Source organism: Croceivirga sp. ABH4_376 (genome assembly GCF_056160685.1).
The window spans coordinates 22,648-40,740 of sequence record NZ_JBSWXQ010000004.1 but is presented as its reverse complement, the minus strand read 5'-3'; the positions used below and the strand labels follow the sequence as shown (position 1 = coordinate 40,740).

General features: G+C 36.6%; 14 protein-coding genes. 7 read left to right on the top strand and 7 right to left on the bottom strand.

Annotated features, from left to right (window positions below):
* Nucleotides 1-148: 148 nt before the first annotated feature.
* Nucleotides 149-502, bottom strand: coding sequence for a DUF6686 family protein (locus ACXAGS_RS10360; protein ID WP_474906571.1), 354 nt, complete (start codon nt 500-502; stop codon nt 149-151).
* A 137-nt stretch (nt 503-639) separates the two neighbouring features.
* On the opposite strand from ACXAGS_RS10360, the gene guaB reads away from it, so the two are divergent.
* The 3 genes from guaB (at nt 640) to ACXAGS_RS10345 (ending at nt 6,767) form a co-directional block, all read left to right on the top strand.
* Nucleotides 640-2,112 (top strand): IMP dehydrogenase, encoded by a 1,473-nt coding sequence (gene guaB, locus ACXAGS_RS10355; protein ID WP_474906570.1) that lies wholly within the window; start codon nt 640-642, stop codon nt 2,110-2,112.
* A 105-nt stretch (nt 2,113-2,217) separates the two neighbouring features.
* The gene (locus ACXAGS_RS10350; protein ID WP_474906568.1) at nt 2,218-3,105 is read left to right on the top strand and encodes an ABC transporter ATP-binding protein; all 888 of its coding nucleotides are present in this window, start codon (nt 2,218-2,220) and stop codon (nt 3,103-3,105) included.
* 26 nt (nt 3,106-3,131) lie between these two features.
* Nucleotides 3,132-6,767: an ABC transporter permease/M1 family aminopeptidase gene (locus ACXAGS_RS10345; protein WP_474906567.1), complete on the top strand. Its 3,636-nt coding sequence runs from the start codon at nt 3,132-3,134 to the stop codon at nt 6,765-6,767.
* Between the two features lie 46 nt (nt 6,768-6,813).
* On the opposite strand, the gene ACXAGS_RS10340 is transcribed toward ACXAGS_RS10345, so the two are convergent.
* Together ACXAGS_RS10340 and lysA are read right to left on the bottom strand one after the other, a co-directional pair.
* Nucleotides 6,814-7,323, bottom strand: a complete 510-nt coding sequence (locus ACXAGS_RS10340) for a thioredoxin family protein (protein WP_474906566.1) — start codon at nt 7,321-7,323, stop codon at nt 6,814-6,816.
* 59 nt (nt 7,324-7,382) lie between these two features.
* Nucleotides 7,383-8,624, bottom strand: a complete 1,242-nt coding sequence (lysA, locus tag ACXAGS_RS10335; protein WP_474906564.1) for a diaminopimelate decarboxylase — start codon at nt 8,622-8,624, stop codon at nt 7,383-7,385.
* A gap of 151 nt (nt 8,625-8,775) precedes the next feature.
* Here lysA and ACXAGS_RS10330 point away from each other — a divergent pair, with 151 nt between their 5' ends.
* The 4 genes from ACXAGS_RS10330 (at nt 8,776) to ACXAGS_RS10315 (ending at nt 12,075) form a co-directional block, all read left to right on the top strand.
* Nucleotides 8,776-9,414 (top strand): LON peptidase substrate-binding domain-containing protein, encoded by a 639-nt coding sequence (locus tag ACXAGS_RS10330; protein WP_474906562.1) that lies wholly within the window; start codon nt 8,776-8,778, stop codon nt 9,412-9,414.
* A 110-nt stretch (nt 9,415-9,524) separates the two neighbouring features.
* Complete coding sequence (sucC, locus tag ACXAGS_RS10325) at nt 9,525-10,718, top strand: ADP-forming succinate--CoA ligase subunit beta (RefSeq protein WP_474906561.1); 1,194 nt, start codon at nt 9,525-9,527, stop codon at nt 10,716-10,718.
* 404 nt (nt 10,719-11,122) lie between these two features.
* The gene (locus ACXAGS_RS10320) at nt 11,123-11,455 is read left to right on the top strand and encodes a hypothetical protein (RefSeq protein WP_474906560.1); all 333 of its coding nucleotides are present in this window, start codon (nt 11,123-11,125) and stop codon (nt 11,453-11,455) included.
* A 197-nt stretch (nt 11,456-11,652) separates the two neighbouring features.
* Entirely contained in the window at nt 11,653-12,075 is a 423-nt protein-coding gene (locus ACXAGS_RS10315) for an Hsp20/alpha crystallin family protein (protein WP_474906559.1), read from the top strand.
* A 94-nt stretch (nt 12,076-12,169) separates the two neighbouring features.
* Here the strand turns inward: ACXAGS_RS10315 and uvrB are convergent, their stop codons facing one another.
* The 4 genes from uvrB to ACXAGS_RS10295 form a co-directional block, all read right to left on the bottom strand.
* Complete coding sequence (gene uvrB, locus ACXAGS_RS10310) at nt 12,170-14,158, bottom strand: excinuclease ABC subunit UvrB (RefSeq protein ID WP_474906557.1); 1,989 nt, start codon at nt 14,156-14,158, stop codon at nt 12,170-12,172.
* A 67-nt stretch (nt 14,159-14,225) separates the two neighbouring features.
* On the bottom strand, nt 14,226-15,059 hold the full coding sequence (locus ACXAGS_RS10305; protein WP_474906555.1) for an ABC transporter permease: 834 nt from the start codon (nt 15,057-15,059) through the stop codon (nt 14,226-14,228).
* A complete protein-coding gene (locus ACXAGS_RS10300; protein WP_474906554.1) occupies nt 15,056-15,958 on the bottom strand; it encodes an ABC transporter ATP-binding protein in 903 nt (300 codons plus the stop codon). The genes ACXAGS_RS10305 and ACXAGS_RS10300 overlap by 4 nt, the downstream gene beginning before the upstream one ends.
* 66 nt (nt 15,959-16,024) lie before the next feature.
* On the bottom strand, nt 16,025-18,085 hold the full coding sequence (locus ACXAGS_RS10295; RefSeq protein ID WP_474906553.1) for a DUF11 domain-containing protein: 2,061 nt from the start codon (nt 18,083-18,085) through the stop codon (nt 16,025-16,027).
* Nucleotides 18,086-18,093 lie beyond the last annotated feature (8 nt).

Below are 18,093 nucleotides of genomic sequence, written 5' to 3'. Positions count from 1 at the left end.
TAAGTTTCCCTTAAAGTTAATCGCTATTAAAGGCAGAATCAATTTAAATAGTTGTTTCTGAGCAATATGAATTTAGATTGATTAAAAAAAGAAAGCGGCCAAATACCAATGCCGCTTTCTACTAAACCTGTTAAATGAGAACAAAGGTCTAGTTATAATTTAGGATGTAATCAATGTCTGTAGCTTGCAATAGTTTGTTTTTATTAGAAGTTTCGGATAACAATTGCTTTAGCTCTTGTATCTCAGAACGGTTCATAACAATTATAAAATGGTTCTTACCTACCGAAATTGGTATTTTACGGCCGTAGGGTGAATTTTTTAATTGTTGTTCCCAATACAATACATCAATATCATATAAGTATTCAATAAATGTTCGCAATTCCCATTCATACAATTCAAAACAAAGATTATTGAAAACAAATTGAAAAAGTTTGCTTTTATGGCAATAGGTAAACCTGCCATTGGTGGTTGTATTCAAAACTTGTAAAAACGGGCATTCCATAAAACTATTCTATACCCAAATATAATATTATTTATATTAAGTCTAAATAAAATTAATAAAAACCAACTATTCTTTTTTCAAATTATTTTAGTAGGTTTTAATGTGGTATATTTGCACGCAATTAATCCGTAATTGCAATGGAATTTCACCAAAACAAAATTGTTGGCGAAGGTTTAACCTATGATGATGTACTTTTAGTACCCGCCTTCTCAGAAGTACTTCCAAGAGAAGTAGACATCACCTCAAAATTTTCTCGTAATATCTCAATCAATGTACCGGTTGTTTCTGCAGCCATGGATACGGTTACCGAGTCCAAAATGGCTATTGCTATGGCCAGAGAAGGAGGTATTGGTGTGCTACACAAGAACATGACTATTGAGCAGCAAGCGCTTAAAGTAAGAAAGGTTAAAAGGGCTGAAAGCGGTATGATTTTAGATCCGGTTACCTTGCCACAAGATGCTTTGGTAAAAGATGCTAAGGCAGCTATGAAAGAACACAGCATTGGCGGTATTCCTATAGTAGACGAGGCTGGTAAGCTTATAGGTATTGTTACCAATAGGGATTTACGATTTGAAAAGAATAACGAAAGGCCAATTTCTGAAGTAATGACTTCAGAAAATTTGGTAACTGCAGGGGTAGGTACCACCCTAGATCAAGCGGAAGATATTTTACAAGAAAATAAGATTGAAAAGCTACCCGTTGTAGATGAAGATTACAAGTTGGTAGGACTTATCACTTTTAGGGATATTACAAAATTAACACAAAAGCCAATTGCCAATAAAGACCAATATGGTAGGTTGCGCGTGGCAGCAGCTATTGGGGTTACTCCAGATGCAGTAGACCGTGCCGGTGCCTTAGTAAATGCTGGGGTAGACGCTATAATCATAGATACTGCTCATGGGCATACTAAGGGTGTGGTAAATGTGTTAAAAGAGGTAAAGAAAGCATACCCACAAATAGATGTTGTTGTAGGTAATATTGCTACAGCAGAAGCAGCTCGTTATCTGGTAGAAGCTGGTGCAGATGCGGTTAAAGTAGGTATTGGCCCAGGTTCCATATGTACTACCCGAGTAGTTGCAGGGGTTGGTTTTCCACAATTTTCAGCTGTTTTAGAAGTGGCAAGCGCTATTAAAGGCACGGGCGTGCCCGTTATTGCCGATGGCGGTATCCGTTATACTGGGGATATACCTAAAGCAATTGCAGCTGGTGCGGATACGGTTATGTTAGGTTCACTTTTGGCTGGTACCAAGGAATCTCCTGGAGAAACCATTATTTACGAAGGTAGAAAGTTCAAGAGCTACCGTGGTATGGGGTCTGTAGAAGCTATGAAAGAGGGTAGTAAAGACCGCTATTTCCAAGATGTGGAAGACGATATTAAAAAATTGGTTCCGGAAGGTATTGTAGGTCGTGTACCTTACAAAGGCGAGCTCATGGAAAGTATGCACCAGTTTATTGGTGGGTTAAGGGCTGGTATGGGCTATTGTGGTGCTAAAGATATTGCTACCTTACAAGATTCTGGCAAGTTTGTAAAAATTACATTTAGCGGTATTGCAGAGAGTCACCCGCATGATGTTACCATCACAAAAGAAAGCCCTAATTACAGTAGGTAATTAATTAAAACATAGTTGGTTAGTTTTTTTTAGTTAGATTTGATTGGTTGAGCGAATATTTTCTACAATCTCGTTCCTATTTAAATCTAACTAAATACAACCAACATGAATCTACAAATTACAGATTTAAGCAAAACCTATTCCAACGGGGTACAAGCGCTTAAAGGCATTACACTTACCATTCCGCAAGGTATGTTTGGTCTACTTGGGCCAAATGGAGCGGGCAAATCTAGTCTAATGCGCACCTTAGCAACGCTGCAAGAAGCGGATAGTGGGAGCGTAACTTTAGACACATTAGATGTTTTAAAAGATAAAGAATCCGTAAGGAAAATTTTAGGGTATTTGCCACAGGAGTTTGGTGTTTATCCTAAAATTAGTTCTTACAAAATGCTAAATCATATAGCATCTCTAAAAGGAATTACCCACAAGGGGGAGCGTAAAGATTTGGTAGAATCGCTATTGCACAAAACCAATTTATGGAACGTTAGAAATAAAAGTCTAGGCACCTATTCTGGCGGTATGAAACAACGTTTTGGAATAGCCCAAGCTTTGATCGGCAATCCAAAATTGATTATTGTGGATGAACCTACAGCTGGTTTAGATCCAGCAGAACGCGTTCGTTTTCATAACTTACTTAGTGAAATAGGTGAGAATACTATTGTAATATTATCTACACATATAGTAGAAGACGTAGCCAACCTTTGCAGTAACATGGCTATCATATGCCTAGGTGAGGTAGTGTCACAAGGTAACCCCCAAGATTTGACTAGAAGTGTTTCTGGTAAAATTTGGAGAAAAACCATCGATAGAAAGGATTTTGAAGCTCATCAACAAGAATTTAGAGTTATATCTAGTCATTTAAAGGCCGGTAAAACCGTTATTCACGTGTTTAGCGATGACCAACCAGATACATCTTTTGAAAATATAAAGGCCAATCTAGAAGATGTATATTTCTCAGAGATTTCATCTAGAATGGAAGCTTTACCTCATTAATCAATTCTAACTAAAAATATAAGCAGATGTTTAAAGAAATTTTTTGGTTTGAATTGAGTTACCGATTCAAAAGGCCTGCAACTTGGGCTTATTTTGGTATTCTAGTTGCTTTTGGTTTATTTTTTACTATTGGCGATAATGGTCTTGCCTCAGAAAAGGTTTATGTAGATGGTCCCTTTACAATATCACAAACGTTAAATGTTGTGAGTATTTTTGCCATAATGATTGCTAGTGCAATTATGGGGGTGCCGGTTTATAGAGACGTAGAACACAAGACGGACAACTACTTTTTTTCATATCCTATTAGTGAAAATGGTTATTTACTTGGTAGGTATTTAGGGTCTTTAACTACACTATTTCTGGTTAGTTCTGGATTACAATTAGGTTTAATATTAGGCGCTGCAGTAGGTCCTTATTTAGGATTTGTTGAGCCGGATAGGTATTTAGGATTTAATTTTTGGAACTATTTGCAACCTACAATTACACTATATTGGACAAATTTGTTCTTTGCGGGTAGTATTTTCTTTGCATTAGTAAGCTTAACAAAGCGGGTAATGCTTGCATATGCCGGTGGGGCTGTTTTGTTTATCATATACCTTGTAACCTTAACCCTTACTCAAGATATTGAAAACAAAGATTTAACAGCGTTAATGGACCCTTTTGGTTTATCCGCCTTACAAAATATAACTCAATATTGGACACCAGAGGAACAGAACACGCAATTAATACCTTTTAAAGGTGTGCTTTTTTGGAATCGGTTAATATGGGTAGGTTTAGGTTTGCTACTACTAATTTATACTTTGTTCAGGTTCAACTTCACATCTTTCTTAACCACTAGCTATGGCAAAAAAGGTAAAAAAATAGAAGATAGTTCGCTTAAAATTAGGGCTACAGAAAAACTACCTAAGGTGTCTCAGGTTTTTACAATGGGTTTTTACACCAAAACTTTTTTCCAGTTAACTTGGTTGGAGTTTAAGAACATTATAAGTGATAATTTTTTCAAAGCCATATTAATAGCTGCGGTAGCCTTTTTGTTCTTTGACGGTTGGTTTGGTTCTCCAATTTACGGCACACCATCTTTGCCATTAACCAACTATATGTTAGAAGTTAAAGACTATAATTATATCATATTGGTGTTTGTACTTATAGTGTTTATGTCTGGTGAGGTGTTGCATAGGGAACGTAAAGTTAAGTATGACCAAATATTTGGGGCCCTTCCTATACCAAATGCTATAATTTACTGGGCCAAATTCTGTTCTCTAGTATTATTGGCTTTTTTACTTGTAAACATGATTTTGATTAGTGGGGTGCTAAATCAAATTTTTCAAGGCTATTTCAACTTTGAATTTGGCAAATACTTTACCGAATTGTATTTGTTTGAGTTACCCAAATATGTTAGCTACGTATTAATGGCATTTTTTATCCATTCTATCATTACCAAAAAGTTTTTAGCACACGTGGTAGCCATTGGTTTCTGGGTAGTTCTATTTGCTGTTAACAGTTTGGCAGATGTAGATAATAATATGCTTTTATACAGTTATACGCCATACTACATAATTTCGGACATGAATGGTTTTGGCCATTTTACTAAAGGAGCCCTCTACTTTAGGGCATATTGGTTGTTTTTTGGCTTTATTTTATTTGTCATAGGCTATCTATTCTGGAAGCGTGGTTCGGATTCTGGGTTTAAAGCAAGGTTTAAAGCTGCTAAAGGAAGAATAAACTATAAAGTAATAGGCTCAATGTCCGTATTGCTGTTGGGATTTGTTGGCTTGGCTATTTTTATTTATAAAAATATTAAAGAGTACAATACGTATAGAACAGCGGACGAAGGTATAGAGGCAAGGGCAAATTACGAAAAGCAATTGGCTAAATATGATAGGATTGCACAACCCAAGGTGGTAGATGTAAAACTTAAGGCAGATTTGGTTCCAGAAGATAGGACGGCAACAATAAAAAGTGACTATATCATAACCAATAAAACCGATGAGACAATTACGCAACTCCATTTGAATTGGGGAGCGGGTAATTTGTTGAAAAAGGAAGTAAAGGAATTTACTATAAATGGTAAAAAACCTAGATTGTCAAAAGAGTATAAAGATTTTGGTTACAAAATATACGATTTTGATTCGCCTATGAAGCCGGGAGATACCTTACAAATGCGGTTAGAGGTTTTTGCGTATTACAAAGGGTTTCCAAATGAAGGCTTTGGTAATGCGTTAATTGCTAACGGTACTTTTATGAATGATAATTTTTTCCCCTCGTTTGGTTATTCCACTCAAGGAGAACTTTCTAGTGATAAGGATAGAAAAGAACAGGGATTACCGGAAAAGGAATACGCTCTACCCGCTAGGGACGATAAGTGGGGAGTAAGCAACTTGCTATTTAATGATGATGCGGACTATATCTCTTTTGAAGGAACGGTAAGTACTGCGCCAGACCAAATTGCTGTTTTGCCAGGATATTTGCAAAAAGAATGGACAGAAAATGGAAGACGCTATTTTACGTACAAAATGGAAGGAGAAATGGACTTCTTTTATAATATATCATCGGCTGCATATGCTGTTCATAGGGATAAATGGCTTGGTGAAAAGGGAGAAGAAGTTGCCATTGAAATTTTCCATCATCCTACCCATACCTATAATCTAGACCGTTTTGTAAATGGTGTAAAAAAATCCTTTGATTATTTTAATAAGAATTTTGGACCATATCAATACCGGCAAATGCGTATTTTAGAATTTCCTAGATATAACACTTTTGCGCAATCATTTCCTAATACCGTGCCTTTTGCCGAATCTTTTGGTTGGGTAGGAGATTTTAGCAATCCGCAAGATTTGGATTATTTGTTCACGGTTACTTCCCATGAAGTTGCGCATCAATGGTGGGGGCATCAAATAACTCCTTCTGCAACCAGAGGTGCAAATCAGATTTCTGAAACAATGGCAGAATATGCTTCTTTAATGGTGATGAAAAAAGAATATGGTGTAGATGCCATGCAACGTTTTCTTAAAGAAGAATTGGATAGGTATTTGCGCGGAAGAGCTAATGAGAGCAAGTTTGAAAAAACGTTGTTAGATAATGATACACAATCTTATGTCTGGTATAGAAAAGGAGGTTTGGTAATGTATGGATTGCAAGATTTGGTGGGTGAAGATTCTCTTAATTTGCAGCTTAAGAACTACATTCTTAATGCTAAATTTAGACCAAAAGCGCCTTTCACAACTACGGACGAATGGTATAGTTATCTTAAAAAGGCAACACCGGATAGCCTGCAATATTATTTGGAAGATAGTTTTGAAAACATAACGCTGTACTCCAATACGTGCAATTCTGCAACCTATAAAAAGAACGATGATGGTTCTTATGAAGTGAAAATTGAAGTGAATAGTGCTAGAACGCGCTATGATGGTCTAGGAAAAGACCTTGGTACAGTGCAAAAGCCTAGTTTATTAGATATAGGTGTGTTTGAAACCGACACCATTAATGCTAAGGGGCTTACCGTAAAGCGACCTTTGGTGTTAGAAAAAGTTTGGATAAAACCAGGAAAAAATACGTTTACTTATAAAGTGGCCAAGTTACCGAATAAAGCAGGTATAGACCCCTATAATAAAATGATAGACCGGATTCCGGATGACAATTTAATTCCTGTAGAAGAGGAATAAAACAAAAAAGGCGACCAACTGGTCGCCTTTTTTTGTTTTAGGTATTTTATTTGCCCACTCCGGCATATGTTTTCCAATCTTTTTCCTTGTAGATGTTCTCTCCAAAGTATTTAGCTATCTGCATAAACGGTTGTACTTTTTGGTAACCCGGAACAGGAGACAGCATTTTTAAATCTTTATCTAAAAATACAACGGTGGGGTAGCTTAATCTGCCTTGAAGCAAAGCTGCCGCCAGCTCATGATACCCTCTTTTACCAGAAGGAACATACTTAAAGGTTTTACCATCGTATTCAATAGGTTCTTTGCCTTCTGCATTAAATTTTACCATGTAAAAGTTCTCTTGCATATAGGCAGCTACTTCTGGATTTTGAAAAGTGTCTTTATCCATTTTCTTGCACCATCCGCACCAATCTGTATATACATCAATAAATACCTTCTTAGTGTTCCCTTCTTCTTGGGTTAAGCTAACCGCTTCTTCAAAGCTTATCCAGTTAATTTCTTGGGCACTTAAACCCAAGGAGGCTAAAAAGGTAATTGCAAGTAAAAGTTGCTTCATAATCTTGTTTTTATCTATAGTCTGTAGACTATAGTAAAACTAACGAAAATCGTACCAAATTATTTCGCAACGGCAGTTTCTTTCTTGGGCTTAAAAATATCCTTTACATCAACCTGATTTCGCAAAATGTCATCAAAGGTTTCCCTTTCTCTAATCAAATATGCTTTTCCATCGTGCCAAAGTACCTCTGCAGGTCTGTACCTAGAGTTATAATTACTGCTCATAGTAAAGCAATAGGCACCGGCATTTTTAAAGGCTAGTATATCTCCTTCAGATATTTCATTGATTCTTCGGTTACTACCAAAAGTATCCGTCTCACAAATATAACCTACTACACTGTAGTAACGCTCACGTCCTTTAGGATTGGAAATATTTACAATTTCATGACTAGAGCCATAAAGCATGGGCCTAATTAAGTGATTAAAACCAGAATCCACACTGGCAAACACGGTAGAGGTAGTTTGCTTAACCACATTAACTTTTGCTAAAAACTGCCCTGCCTCACTAACTAAAAACTTACCCGGTTCAAAAGCTAAGGTTAAATCTTTGCCATATTCTTTACAGAATTGATTGAAACGTTTGGATAATTTTTTACCCAATTCTTCTACATTGGTCTCTATATCTCCAGCTTTGTACGGTACCTTAAAGCCGCTTCCAAAATCTATAAATTCCAAATCTTTGAAATTTTTTGCGGTCTCAAATAAGATTTCAGATGCGTATAAGAAGACATCAATATCTAAAATATCGCTACCGGTATGCATATGTATACCGTTAATATTCATTTTGGTTAAATCTACAATGCGAAGCAAATGTGGAATTTGATGAATGCTAATTCCAAACTTAGAATCAATATGCCCAACGGAAATATTAGAATTGCCACCAGCCATAACATGCGGATTTATGCGTATACAAACCGGAATATCTGGATGCTTGCTTCCAAATTGTTCTAAAATAGATAGGTTATCAATATTTATTTGAACCCCCAAAGCGGCAGCTTCTTCTATCTCTTCTAATGAAACACCATTTGGAGTATAAATAATAGACTCAGGTTTAAAACCAGCCAATAAGCCTAATTTAACTTCTTGTATGGATACGGTATCCAATCCACTGCCTAAAGAATTCATAAGGCGTAGAACGGATATATTGGATAATGCCTTTACGGCATAATTTAGTCGCAAGTGAGAAACAGATTTAAACGCATTGGTAAGTCTGTTGTATTGAAAAGCTATTTTGTCTGCATCGTACACGTAAACAGGTGCACCATGTTGTTTTACTACATTTAATAAGTCGGAATTAGTCATGCTACAATTTTAGATTCAAAACTAGTTCAATTCTAGTATCAACCAAAAAAATGCAACTCAATTTAAGTAAATTCAACAAAATGTTTTAAATATAACAATCTGCTTGAATGTGAACTTTTTGCTTCTTACCTTTAGTGGATAAACACAGACTATGAAATTACCATTATTTCCATTGCGAAGTATTTTTTATCCGGGAGAGACCGTTCCGTTACACATTTTTGAAGACCGTTACAAGCAACTAATCAACGATTGTAGGGCAGAAGCAATGACTTTTGGTATTCCTGTCTTTTATGATAATAAAATGACATTTGGTACCGAAATACAACTGGTAGAGGTTGTAAACACTTATGATGCTGGTGAAATGGATGTTGTTGGGGTGGGTAGGCAAATTTTTAAGATAGACTCGTTTGCCGATAAGTTCAACGGAAGATTGTATCCGGGAGGATCGGTAACTTTTCTAGATATGGAAAACGATGCCGATTTGCATACTAGACGTGTAGTTTATCGTAAAATCCAAGAATTGTACGATTTAATGGAGATAGAATTTCCAGAAAAGCCACTAGATAAGTTCAATAGCTATGCTTTTGCCCACAAAATGGGATTATCTTTTGAGCAAGAGTTCAATTTGTTGCAAATTGCCAAAGAAAGCGATCGTTTGCATTTTTTAAACCGTCATTTAGATGAGACTATTGCGGTGTTGCATAAGTTAAAACGTACACGGGGCGCTATTGAAATGAATGGTCATTTTAGAAATTTTGACCCTTTAGATTTCGGCGATTTTAAAATATAATTCGTTTTTTTACGCGCAAAACAATAAGTTATTTCAAATAATCCACAGAAATTATAAATTAAAGTAGTGGTTTGTTATTTTTGTGAACTAAAATTTAACAGGATATACCTATGAACCTTCATGAATACCAAGGCAAAGAGATATTAGCAAGTTTTGGAGTAAGGGTACAACGCGGAATTGTTGCACATAATGCAAAAGAAGCCGTAGATGCCGCCAAACAACTAACCCAAGAAACAGGCACAGGATGGCATGTTATCAAAGCCCAGGTCCACGCAGGTGGTCGTGGTAAAGGTGGTGGTGTAAAATTGGCCAAAAACCTTAAAGAAGTAGAGGAGCTAGCAGGTAACATCATTGGAATGAATTTGGTTACTCCGCAGACCTCTGCCGAGGGTAAAAAAGTACACCAAGTTTTAGTTGCAGAAGATGTGTATTATCCTGGTGATAGTGAAACAAGTGAATTCTACGTTTCTGTACTTTTAAACAGAGGTACTGGTAGAAATATGATTATGTACTCCACAGAGGGAGGAATGGATATAGAGGAAGTTGCGGAAAAAACGCCACACCTTATTTTTACCGAAGAAATAGACCCGGCAACAGGTCTTTTACCTTTCCAAGCCAGAAAAATAGCCTTTAACCTAGGTTTGTCTGGTACGGCATTTAAAGAAATGGTGAAATTTGTTTCTGCCTTGTATAAAGCATACGTAGAAAGCGATTCTAGTATGTTTGAAATTAATCCGGTACTTAAAACTTCTGACGATAAAATCATGGCGGTAGATGCCAAGGTTACTATTGATGATAATGCGTTGTACCGCAGAAAGAATTATGCCGAAATGCGTGACCTTAGAGAGGAAAATCCAATTGAGGTTGAAGCTAAGGCAGTAGGTCTAAACTATGTAGATTTAGATGGTAATGTGGGTTGTATGGTAAACGGAGCTGGTTTGGCCATGGCAACTATGGATTTAATAAAAATGGCCGGTGGTGAACCTGCGAACTTTTTGGATGTAGGTGGTACTGCAGATGCCAAAAGAGTAGAAGAAGCTTTCAGGATTATTTTGAAAGACCCTAACGTAAAGGCTATTCTTATTAACATTTTTGGTGGTATTGTACGTTGTGATCGTGTAGCCCAAGGTGTTGTAGACGCGTACAAAAATATGGGAGACGCCATTCAGGTGCCAATCATTGTACGTTTACAAGGAACCAACGCAGAATTGGCTAAGGAAATTATAGATAATTCTGGCCTTGCAGTACACTCTGCAGTACAGTTTCAAGAAGCTGCAGATAAGGTAAAAGAAGTATTGGTGTAAGCCATACCAATTATAAGAATAGAGGGGTAATGTTTTCGTAACATTGCCCCTTTTTTATTTTCGTTACGTTCTAGCTTTTTAATGAGATAGTATTTGCTCTTGCATGGATTTTACTAATTATAATCTGTTAAAAATTACAAACTTCTTGTAATTATACTAAACCGTTTATCTACTACTTAAACTACCTAAAAGATTAGGCAATTGTTATCAATTTTAATCTTGTATTAAATGAGCCAATGCCTCTTTTTTTAAGTTGTAGTCTATGCTAATTTTGACCTGAGAATAGCAATAAGGGATGGAATGCAAAAATTGTGTTAAAAGGTAAAACAACTGTAACATTATCATTTTTGGACCGTCTTTATAGCATATTCATCAATTAATCAATTAATAAAAACGAATTTATCATGAGAAAAGTTAGTTTATTCTTCGCAACAGCAATGTTATTTGCAGTAACCAGTTTATCTGCCAACACTACAGAGCCAATTAGTTTGGCCAAACAATTATCTAACGAAATTCATCAGATGTTAGATTTAAACAATTTCAATATTGAAAATGACCTAACGGCCAATGTAAAGTTTACCATTAATCAAGAAGGTGAAATTGTAGTGTTATCCGTAGATACCAATGATGATAGTTTAGAAAGCTTTGTAAAAAGCAGGCTAAATTACCAAAAAGTGAAGGCAGAAGATGTAAAGGAAGGTAGATATTATACCGTTCCTGTTCGTATTGCGGCGTAAAAAACTGTAATTATTTGAGTTAGCTAGAAAATCCTGATTTATTCAGGATTTTTTTATGTCTAATTATTTGCTAAACACACTATTGAGTGACAAAAAGTCAGTTATTTCGCTTCTAAAACAGACGAAATGTCATTTAAATTTAATTGGTTTGATATTTGACTTGTAGTAAGTGTATTTGAAATTTAAAATGTAAAACCATGAGTTTAGTAAAAAGAAATAATTTGATGTTACCTAATTTAATGAATGAGTTTTTTGCTCCAGATTGGTTTGGGGGTATGGAAACGTACAAAAATGTTCCCGCGGTTAATATTATAGAAAATGATAAGGACTTTGCGTTGGAGCTAGCCTTACCAGGTTTTGTTAAAGATGATTTTAATGTTGAAGTAGATAATGATGTTTTGACCATTTCTTCTGAAGTGGAAAGAGAAACGGAGGCTAAAGAGGACAATTATACCAGAAGGGAATTTAAAAAGACTTCTTTTAAAAGAGCGTTTACGTTGCCAGAAACCGTTAATACGGATTCTATTAATGCAACCTACGAAAATGGTATTTTAAGATTGACTTTACCTAAAAAAGAGGAGTCCTTGCCAAAACCAAAAAGGTTAATTCAAATAGGATAAAAAATTTGTGTTACACCAACTAAAGGTGTTTCATGATGGTTGGTTTGTTTAGTTGGTTAGTTTGGAAAAGCCCTGCGATCGCAGGGCTTTTCTTTTATTCTTTTTCTTGTAATACTTTAATCTCGTCCCTTAATTTTGCTGCTTCCATAAAATTAAGTTCTTTGGCCGCCTTTTCCATGGCTTTTCTCTTTTCTCGTATCAATTTGTCTTTTTGATCAGGCGTTAAATAATCCAAATCTGGTTCCGCGGCTCTCATGGCTTCTTTCTCAAAATGATATGTAGAAACTGAGTTTTTGGCCAGTACATTATCCAAACTTTTGTTCAATGCTTTGGGCGTAATGTTGTTTGTGGTGTTGTAATTTATTTGCTTTTCTCTACGGTAATTGGTTTCGTCAATGGTTTTTTGCATGCTTTCTGTTATCTTATCTGCATACATTATGGCCTTACCGTTTAGGTTTCTAGCAGCCCTACCCACTGTTTGGGTAAGCGAACGGTTGCTTCTTAAGAATCCTTCTTTATCGGCATCCAAAATGGCAACCAACGAAACTTCTGGTAAATCCAAGCCTTCTCGTAATAAGTTAACACCCACCAAAACATCGAACAATCCTTTTCTCAAATCTTGCATTATTTCAACCCGTTCCAGGGTATCCACATCACTATGTATATACCTGCAGCGTACATCTATTCGGGTTAGGTACTTGGTTAATTCTTCCGCCATACGTTTGGTCAAAGTGGTTACCAGGGTACGTTCATCTAACTCTATCCTAGTTTGTATTTCTTCGATTAAATCGTCTATTTGATTTTCACTGGGTCTTACTTCAATAATTGGATCCAACAGTCCTGTGGGGCGTATAATCTGTTCTACATAAACCCCTTCGCTTAATTCTAACTCATAGTCCGCTGGGGTGGCACTAACATAAAGCGTTTGGTTTTGTAAGGCTTGAAATTCCTCGAACTTTAAGGGCCTATTATCTAGGGCGGCAGGTAATCTAAAACCATATTCCACCAAATTCTCTTTTCTGCTGCGGTCACCACCGTACATGGCATGTACCTGAGGTATGGTAACATGGCTTTCATCTATTACCATTAAATAATCATCAGGAAAATAGTCTAATAAGCAGAATGGTCTAGTCCCCGGTTTTCTACCATCTAAATATCTAGAGTAGTTTTCTATACCAGAGCAATAACCCAATTCACGAATCATTTCTAAATCAAAATTGGTACGCTCTTCTAAACGTTTAGCTTCTAATGGTCTACCAATTTCCTTAAAATAATCTATTTGCTTAACCAAATCATCTTGAATTTCCCGTATGGCGTTTTGCAGTACGTCCGGAGAGGTTACAAACATGTTGGCCGGATAGATATTCAAAGATTCGTAGATTTCTAGAACCGTATTGTTATGTGGGTCTAAGGCTTCTATTTCTTCAATTTCATCTCCAAAAAAATGGATTCTAAAAGCATGGTCTGCATAACCGGGAAATACATCTACCACATCCCCTTTTACCCTAAAATTTCCGTTTCTAAAATCGGCCGTTGTCCTGGCATAAAGACTTTGTACTAATTGCTTTAGAAATTTAGTTCTAGAAATTACTTGGTCCCTGTGTATGGTAATTACGTTTTTTTGAAATTCTATTGGGTTACCAATACCGTATAAGCAAGAAACCGAAGCTACTACAAGTACATCCCTACGGCCAGATAGGAGAGAGGAAGTAGTACTTAATCTAAGTTTTTCAATATCCTCATTTATAGATAAATCCTTATCTATGTACGTTCCACTAGTGGGTATATAGGCTTCTGGCTGATAATAGTCATAGTATGATACAAAATATTCAACTGCGTTGTTCGGAAAAAACTGCTTAAATTCTGAGTACAGCTGGGCTGCCAAGGTTTTATTATGTGCCAAAACCAAAGTAGGTTTTTGTACTTCTGCAACTATATTGGCCACAGTAAACGTTTTACCGGAACCCGTAACCCCCAATAGGGTTTGATGCGGGTCTCCAGATTCTATGCCTTTTACCAATTGTTTTATTGCCTGCGGTTGGTCTCCGGTTGGCTTAAATTCGGATACTACATTGAATTTCATATTGTAAAGATACAAAGGGTCTTTGTACTAGTATTCTAACTAAATGTTAGCATTTTAGTTTTTATGATTACAAATCTCTTTTCTTGAGAAGTGCATAAGATCCATAAATAAAAAGTCCACTCCAAACTAGTACAATCAGTACCTCATGAAAATAAACGTGGTAGTCCAATTTAAACGATTCGCCTACTTGGTTAGCAACATTTTGTACGGCACTTAAACGCGTAAAAGGTTCTTTAATTAAGTTGAACATGGCGTTTAAGGGGAAAAAGCCCATAACAAAATCAGTGCCAGTGCCGTCTAATAATTTCCAGCGGATTAAACCTCTTATAATTCCTTCTAAAATTTGCCATAAGAATAGAAAACCCAACGCAAAAGCAGAGCGCTTTACTAATATGCCCAAAAACAAACAAAAACTGAAAAAGCCCACTAGCTTTACAAAAAATGCCAATAAAAACTCCAAATCTGAAAAGATAATAGAAAATTCATTGTAATCTGAATAGGCCAAACCTAGTAACAGGGATACTACAAAAACAAATACTGTGGATATGGCCGCAAAAGTAAGTACGGTCAAAAATTTAGATAGAATAAACTCTTTTTTGGAGAGCCCATCTATTAAATTCTGTTTTATGGTTTTGTTGCTATACTCATTGGCCATCATTGAGACAATAACAATTGCCAAAAACAATTTAAAGAATGCAGTTATAAACGTATTAAAATGCCAGATGTAGGGGAAGTTAAAAATTCCTTGTTCCGCTAGGTGAAATTTAATTGGACCAATGTCAAATTTTATGGCCGCTACTAGCGCAATTGATGTTAACAAAACAAAGTAAGATAAGATTAGCACCTTGCTAGCCCTATTGTTCCATAATTTTATAAATTCTATTTGTAATAAGCGTATCATGATTGGCGGTTTTTGGTTAGGGTTAAAAATTGTTCTTCTAAACTTTCTTTTCGTTTAACCAAATGGGAAAGCAGAATTCCTTGATCCATGACCAGCTTATTTAATTCGCCAGCATCCAATTCTTCTTTTAAATAGGCCGTAAGTAGCCCGTTAAATTCCTCTATTTTGCCAAAACTGGCATGTTTTTCCAAAAATGTTTTCAACTGTATTTGGTCATTGGCGGCCAAAACAAAGTAACCATGACTTGCTAATAGGCCGTCTACAGGGCCGGCATAGAGTTTTACGCCTTTTCTTAAGATAACAACATGGCTACAAACTTTTTCTACCTCATCCAAAAGGTGGGATGCCAATAAAATTGTAGTGCCTTGATTCGCAATTTTTTTGATTATTTCCCTAATTTGATGTATTCCCTCTGGATCCAGGCCGTTGGTGGGTTCATCTAAAATGAGTATTTCTGGGTCGTTAAGTAGGGCAGAGGCAATTGCCAAACGTTGCTTCATACCCAAGGAATAGGTTTTAAACTTACTGTTTTTACGTTCTAAAAGACCTACCAGCGCTAGTTTCTCTTCTATTTTTTCTTCTGAAACTTCTTTGATTTTACAGACTAACCTCAAATTTTGAATTGCTGTCATGTAAGGATAAAAGTTGGGCCGTTCTATTATGGCACCTACTTTTTTTAGTGCTTCATGTGTAGAAGTTTCACCATTAAACCAACTAAAAGATCCGCTGGTCTTATTAACTACATTTAAGATTATGCCTAAGGTGGTAGATTTTCCACTCCCATTTGGACCTAAAATTCCATAAACATTGCCTTTTTCTATGCTGAAAGAAAGGTCGTTTACCGCAACCAAGGGGCCAAATTTTTTGGTGAGGTTGCTAACCGTTAAGATTGTATTCAAAACTCGTTTTATTTTGATTGATTGTACCTACTTGACGAGTCCTGATTAAAATTGTTACAAAACTTTTTAACTTTTGTTTACCCTAACGGTGATTCGTCTATTGGTAATTACGGTTTGTGGAGCTTGAAAGTTTACGGTTATGGTTTCAGATGGATCATCTGTGGTAATATTGGCATCTACTTGGTCTTGGGCATTACTAATGGTATTGGTGTATGTTGCCGTTTTGGTATAAATGTCTGGTAAAGACGCTTTTGTTAATAAAGTCAAGGTTTCCAAATCTCCGCTATTCATAGTACCAATGTTCCAATTAGGATAGTTAAAGCTTCCTTTAGATTGGCTTGCAGACACCAAGCTTATGCCATCTGGCAATAGGTCTGTTAAAACTACATTGGTTATAGGATCCCTACCTAAACTCTCTACGGTAATGGTAAAGGTTACATTGTTACCATTAGTTACCGTGTTTTGATTGGCGGTTTTCCTAATTACTATATCAGGATCACAATAATAAGCTTGTAAGGGTTGGCTATCGTACGTACAGCCACCTTTGGTAACCCTCACATAATAATCACCAGCTCTAGTAGGGGTATAGGTAGATGCGTTGGCTCCAGCTATTAATAAACCATTTTCAAACCATTGGTAATCATCAAAATTTGCATCTACAACTTCAACTTGAGCGGTTGGTAGGCAACCACCACCGGTTACTTGTAAATCTACCTCTGGTACGGTATCAAAACCAGAAAAGTATCCAGCAATACCACGGGCTCCGTTAAATCCAATAAATCCTACTGCTATAGGTCCAGTTGAGTTTACACTTACGTTTCCAGTTAAATTGGGTACATAAAAAGTTTTCCAAAGGCCTGTTCCTGTTACGGTATTTGCAGGGGGTAATGCTACATTACCATTACCATCCGTAACCGTTATGTTGGCATCTGGCGTAGATGTTGAAGCTATTATGGTTACACCACCCGTTACCGTTACGCCCGCAGCGTTTCTTATGTCTGGAATGTTATCCATGGTATCTGGTAGTAGACAGTTTACGGGTGCAACAAAATTTAAGCCTTGCGTGTATGCAGCTGTAGAACCGCCCATACATTGGTAAGCATATGCATCTTTTGAGGTTGTTACATACATATTGGCCCCTACCGTATTAGCAGAATAATTAGAACTAGGAATTTCAAAGAACTCTCCATTGTTTATTGTGGCGATAGGAGTTGTAGCCCCATTAACGTATATAGCAGTATTGTTTTGTGTAGCAATGATTAAGGGAAACTCGGTCCAGCCATTAGAGTTGCCATTACCTCGTATAAAAACATATTCTTTTCCCAATCGGTTTTCTGGTACCGGTTGGTCAATACCAGCATCTCTATTGCTATTATTTGCCTGTCTACCATAGTTCATGGAACCATTGCTAATCACAATATCTTTATCGGAAACTATGGAAGCACCTATCCAACCTTCGCTCTGCGCCAAAGAAAAATTATTTCCTAAGTAGGCTTCAAAAACAAAAGATTCGTTTGCGTTTAATGTAATTTGATAAGAATCATCGGTTAAGGCAGAAACGTTATTTCCAGACCTAAAAACACAATTTGGATCATAACCAAAAATATCAATTGTAGTATTGTCTTCTGTGGCCATGATACCCAAGGTGTTGGATTTTGATGGATGTGTACCTAAGTTAGGAACCCCTCCCCATTTAAATTGCGTTCCCATGGCCGCACGCCCCTTAGAGGTTAAGGATGCCGCTTGGGAGCCAGACCTACCCCTGTAGTTTACATAAAACCGTTCACCACCGGTAGATTCAAAACGAAGACCTGCGTCTGTTATGACTACGCCGGTATGGGCGTTGTCTACCAGGGTTATATTATTATCACCATTTGCCAAATTGTATTCTGCTGGTGCCGTATTTGATATGGTAAAGGAAGTTAATATTGTGGGATTGGTACCCCTATACACGTTAACCGTAAATGGGGTGGTTTCTGGTGTAGATAAATGAATAGCTTGTTGTTGTATGGCTTGGTTGTTCTGTCCTTGCTTTAATGGTGGCAAATAATGCAAATCACTCAATTGAGCGTAGCCATGCGTAATACAAAATATAAATACTGTAAAAAGTATTTTTTGAATTTTCATTTTATGGA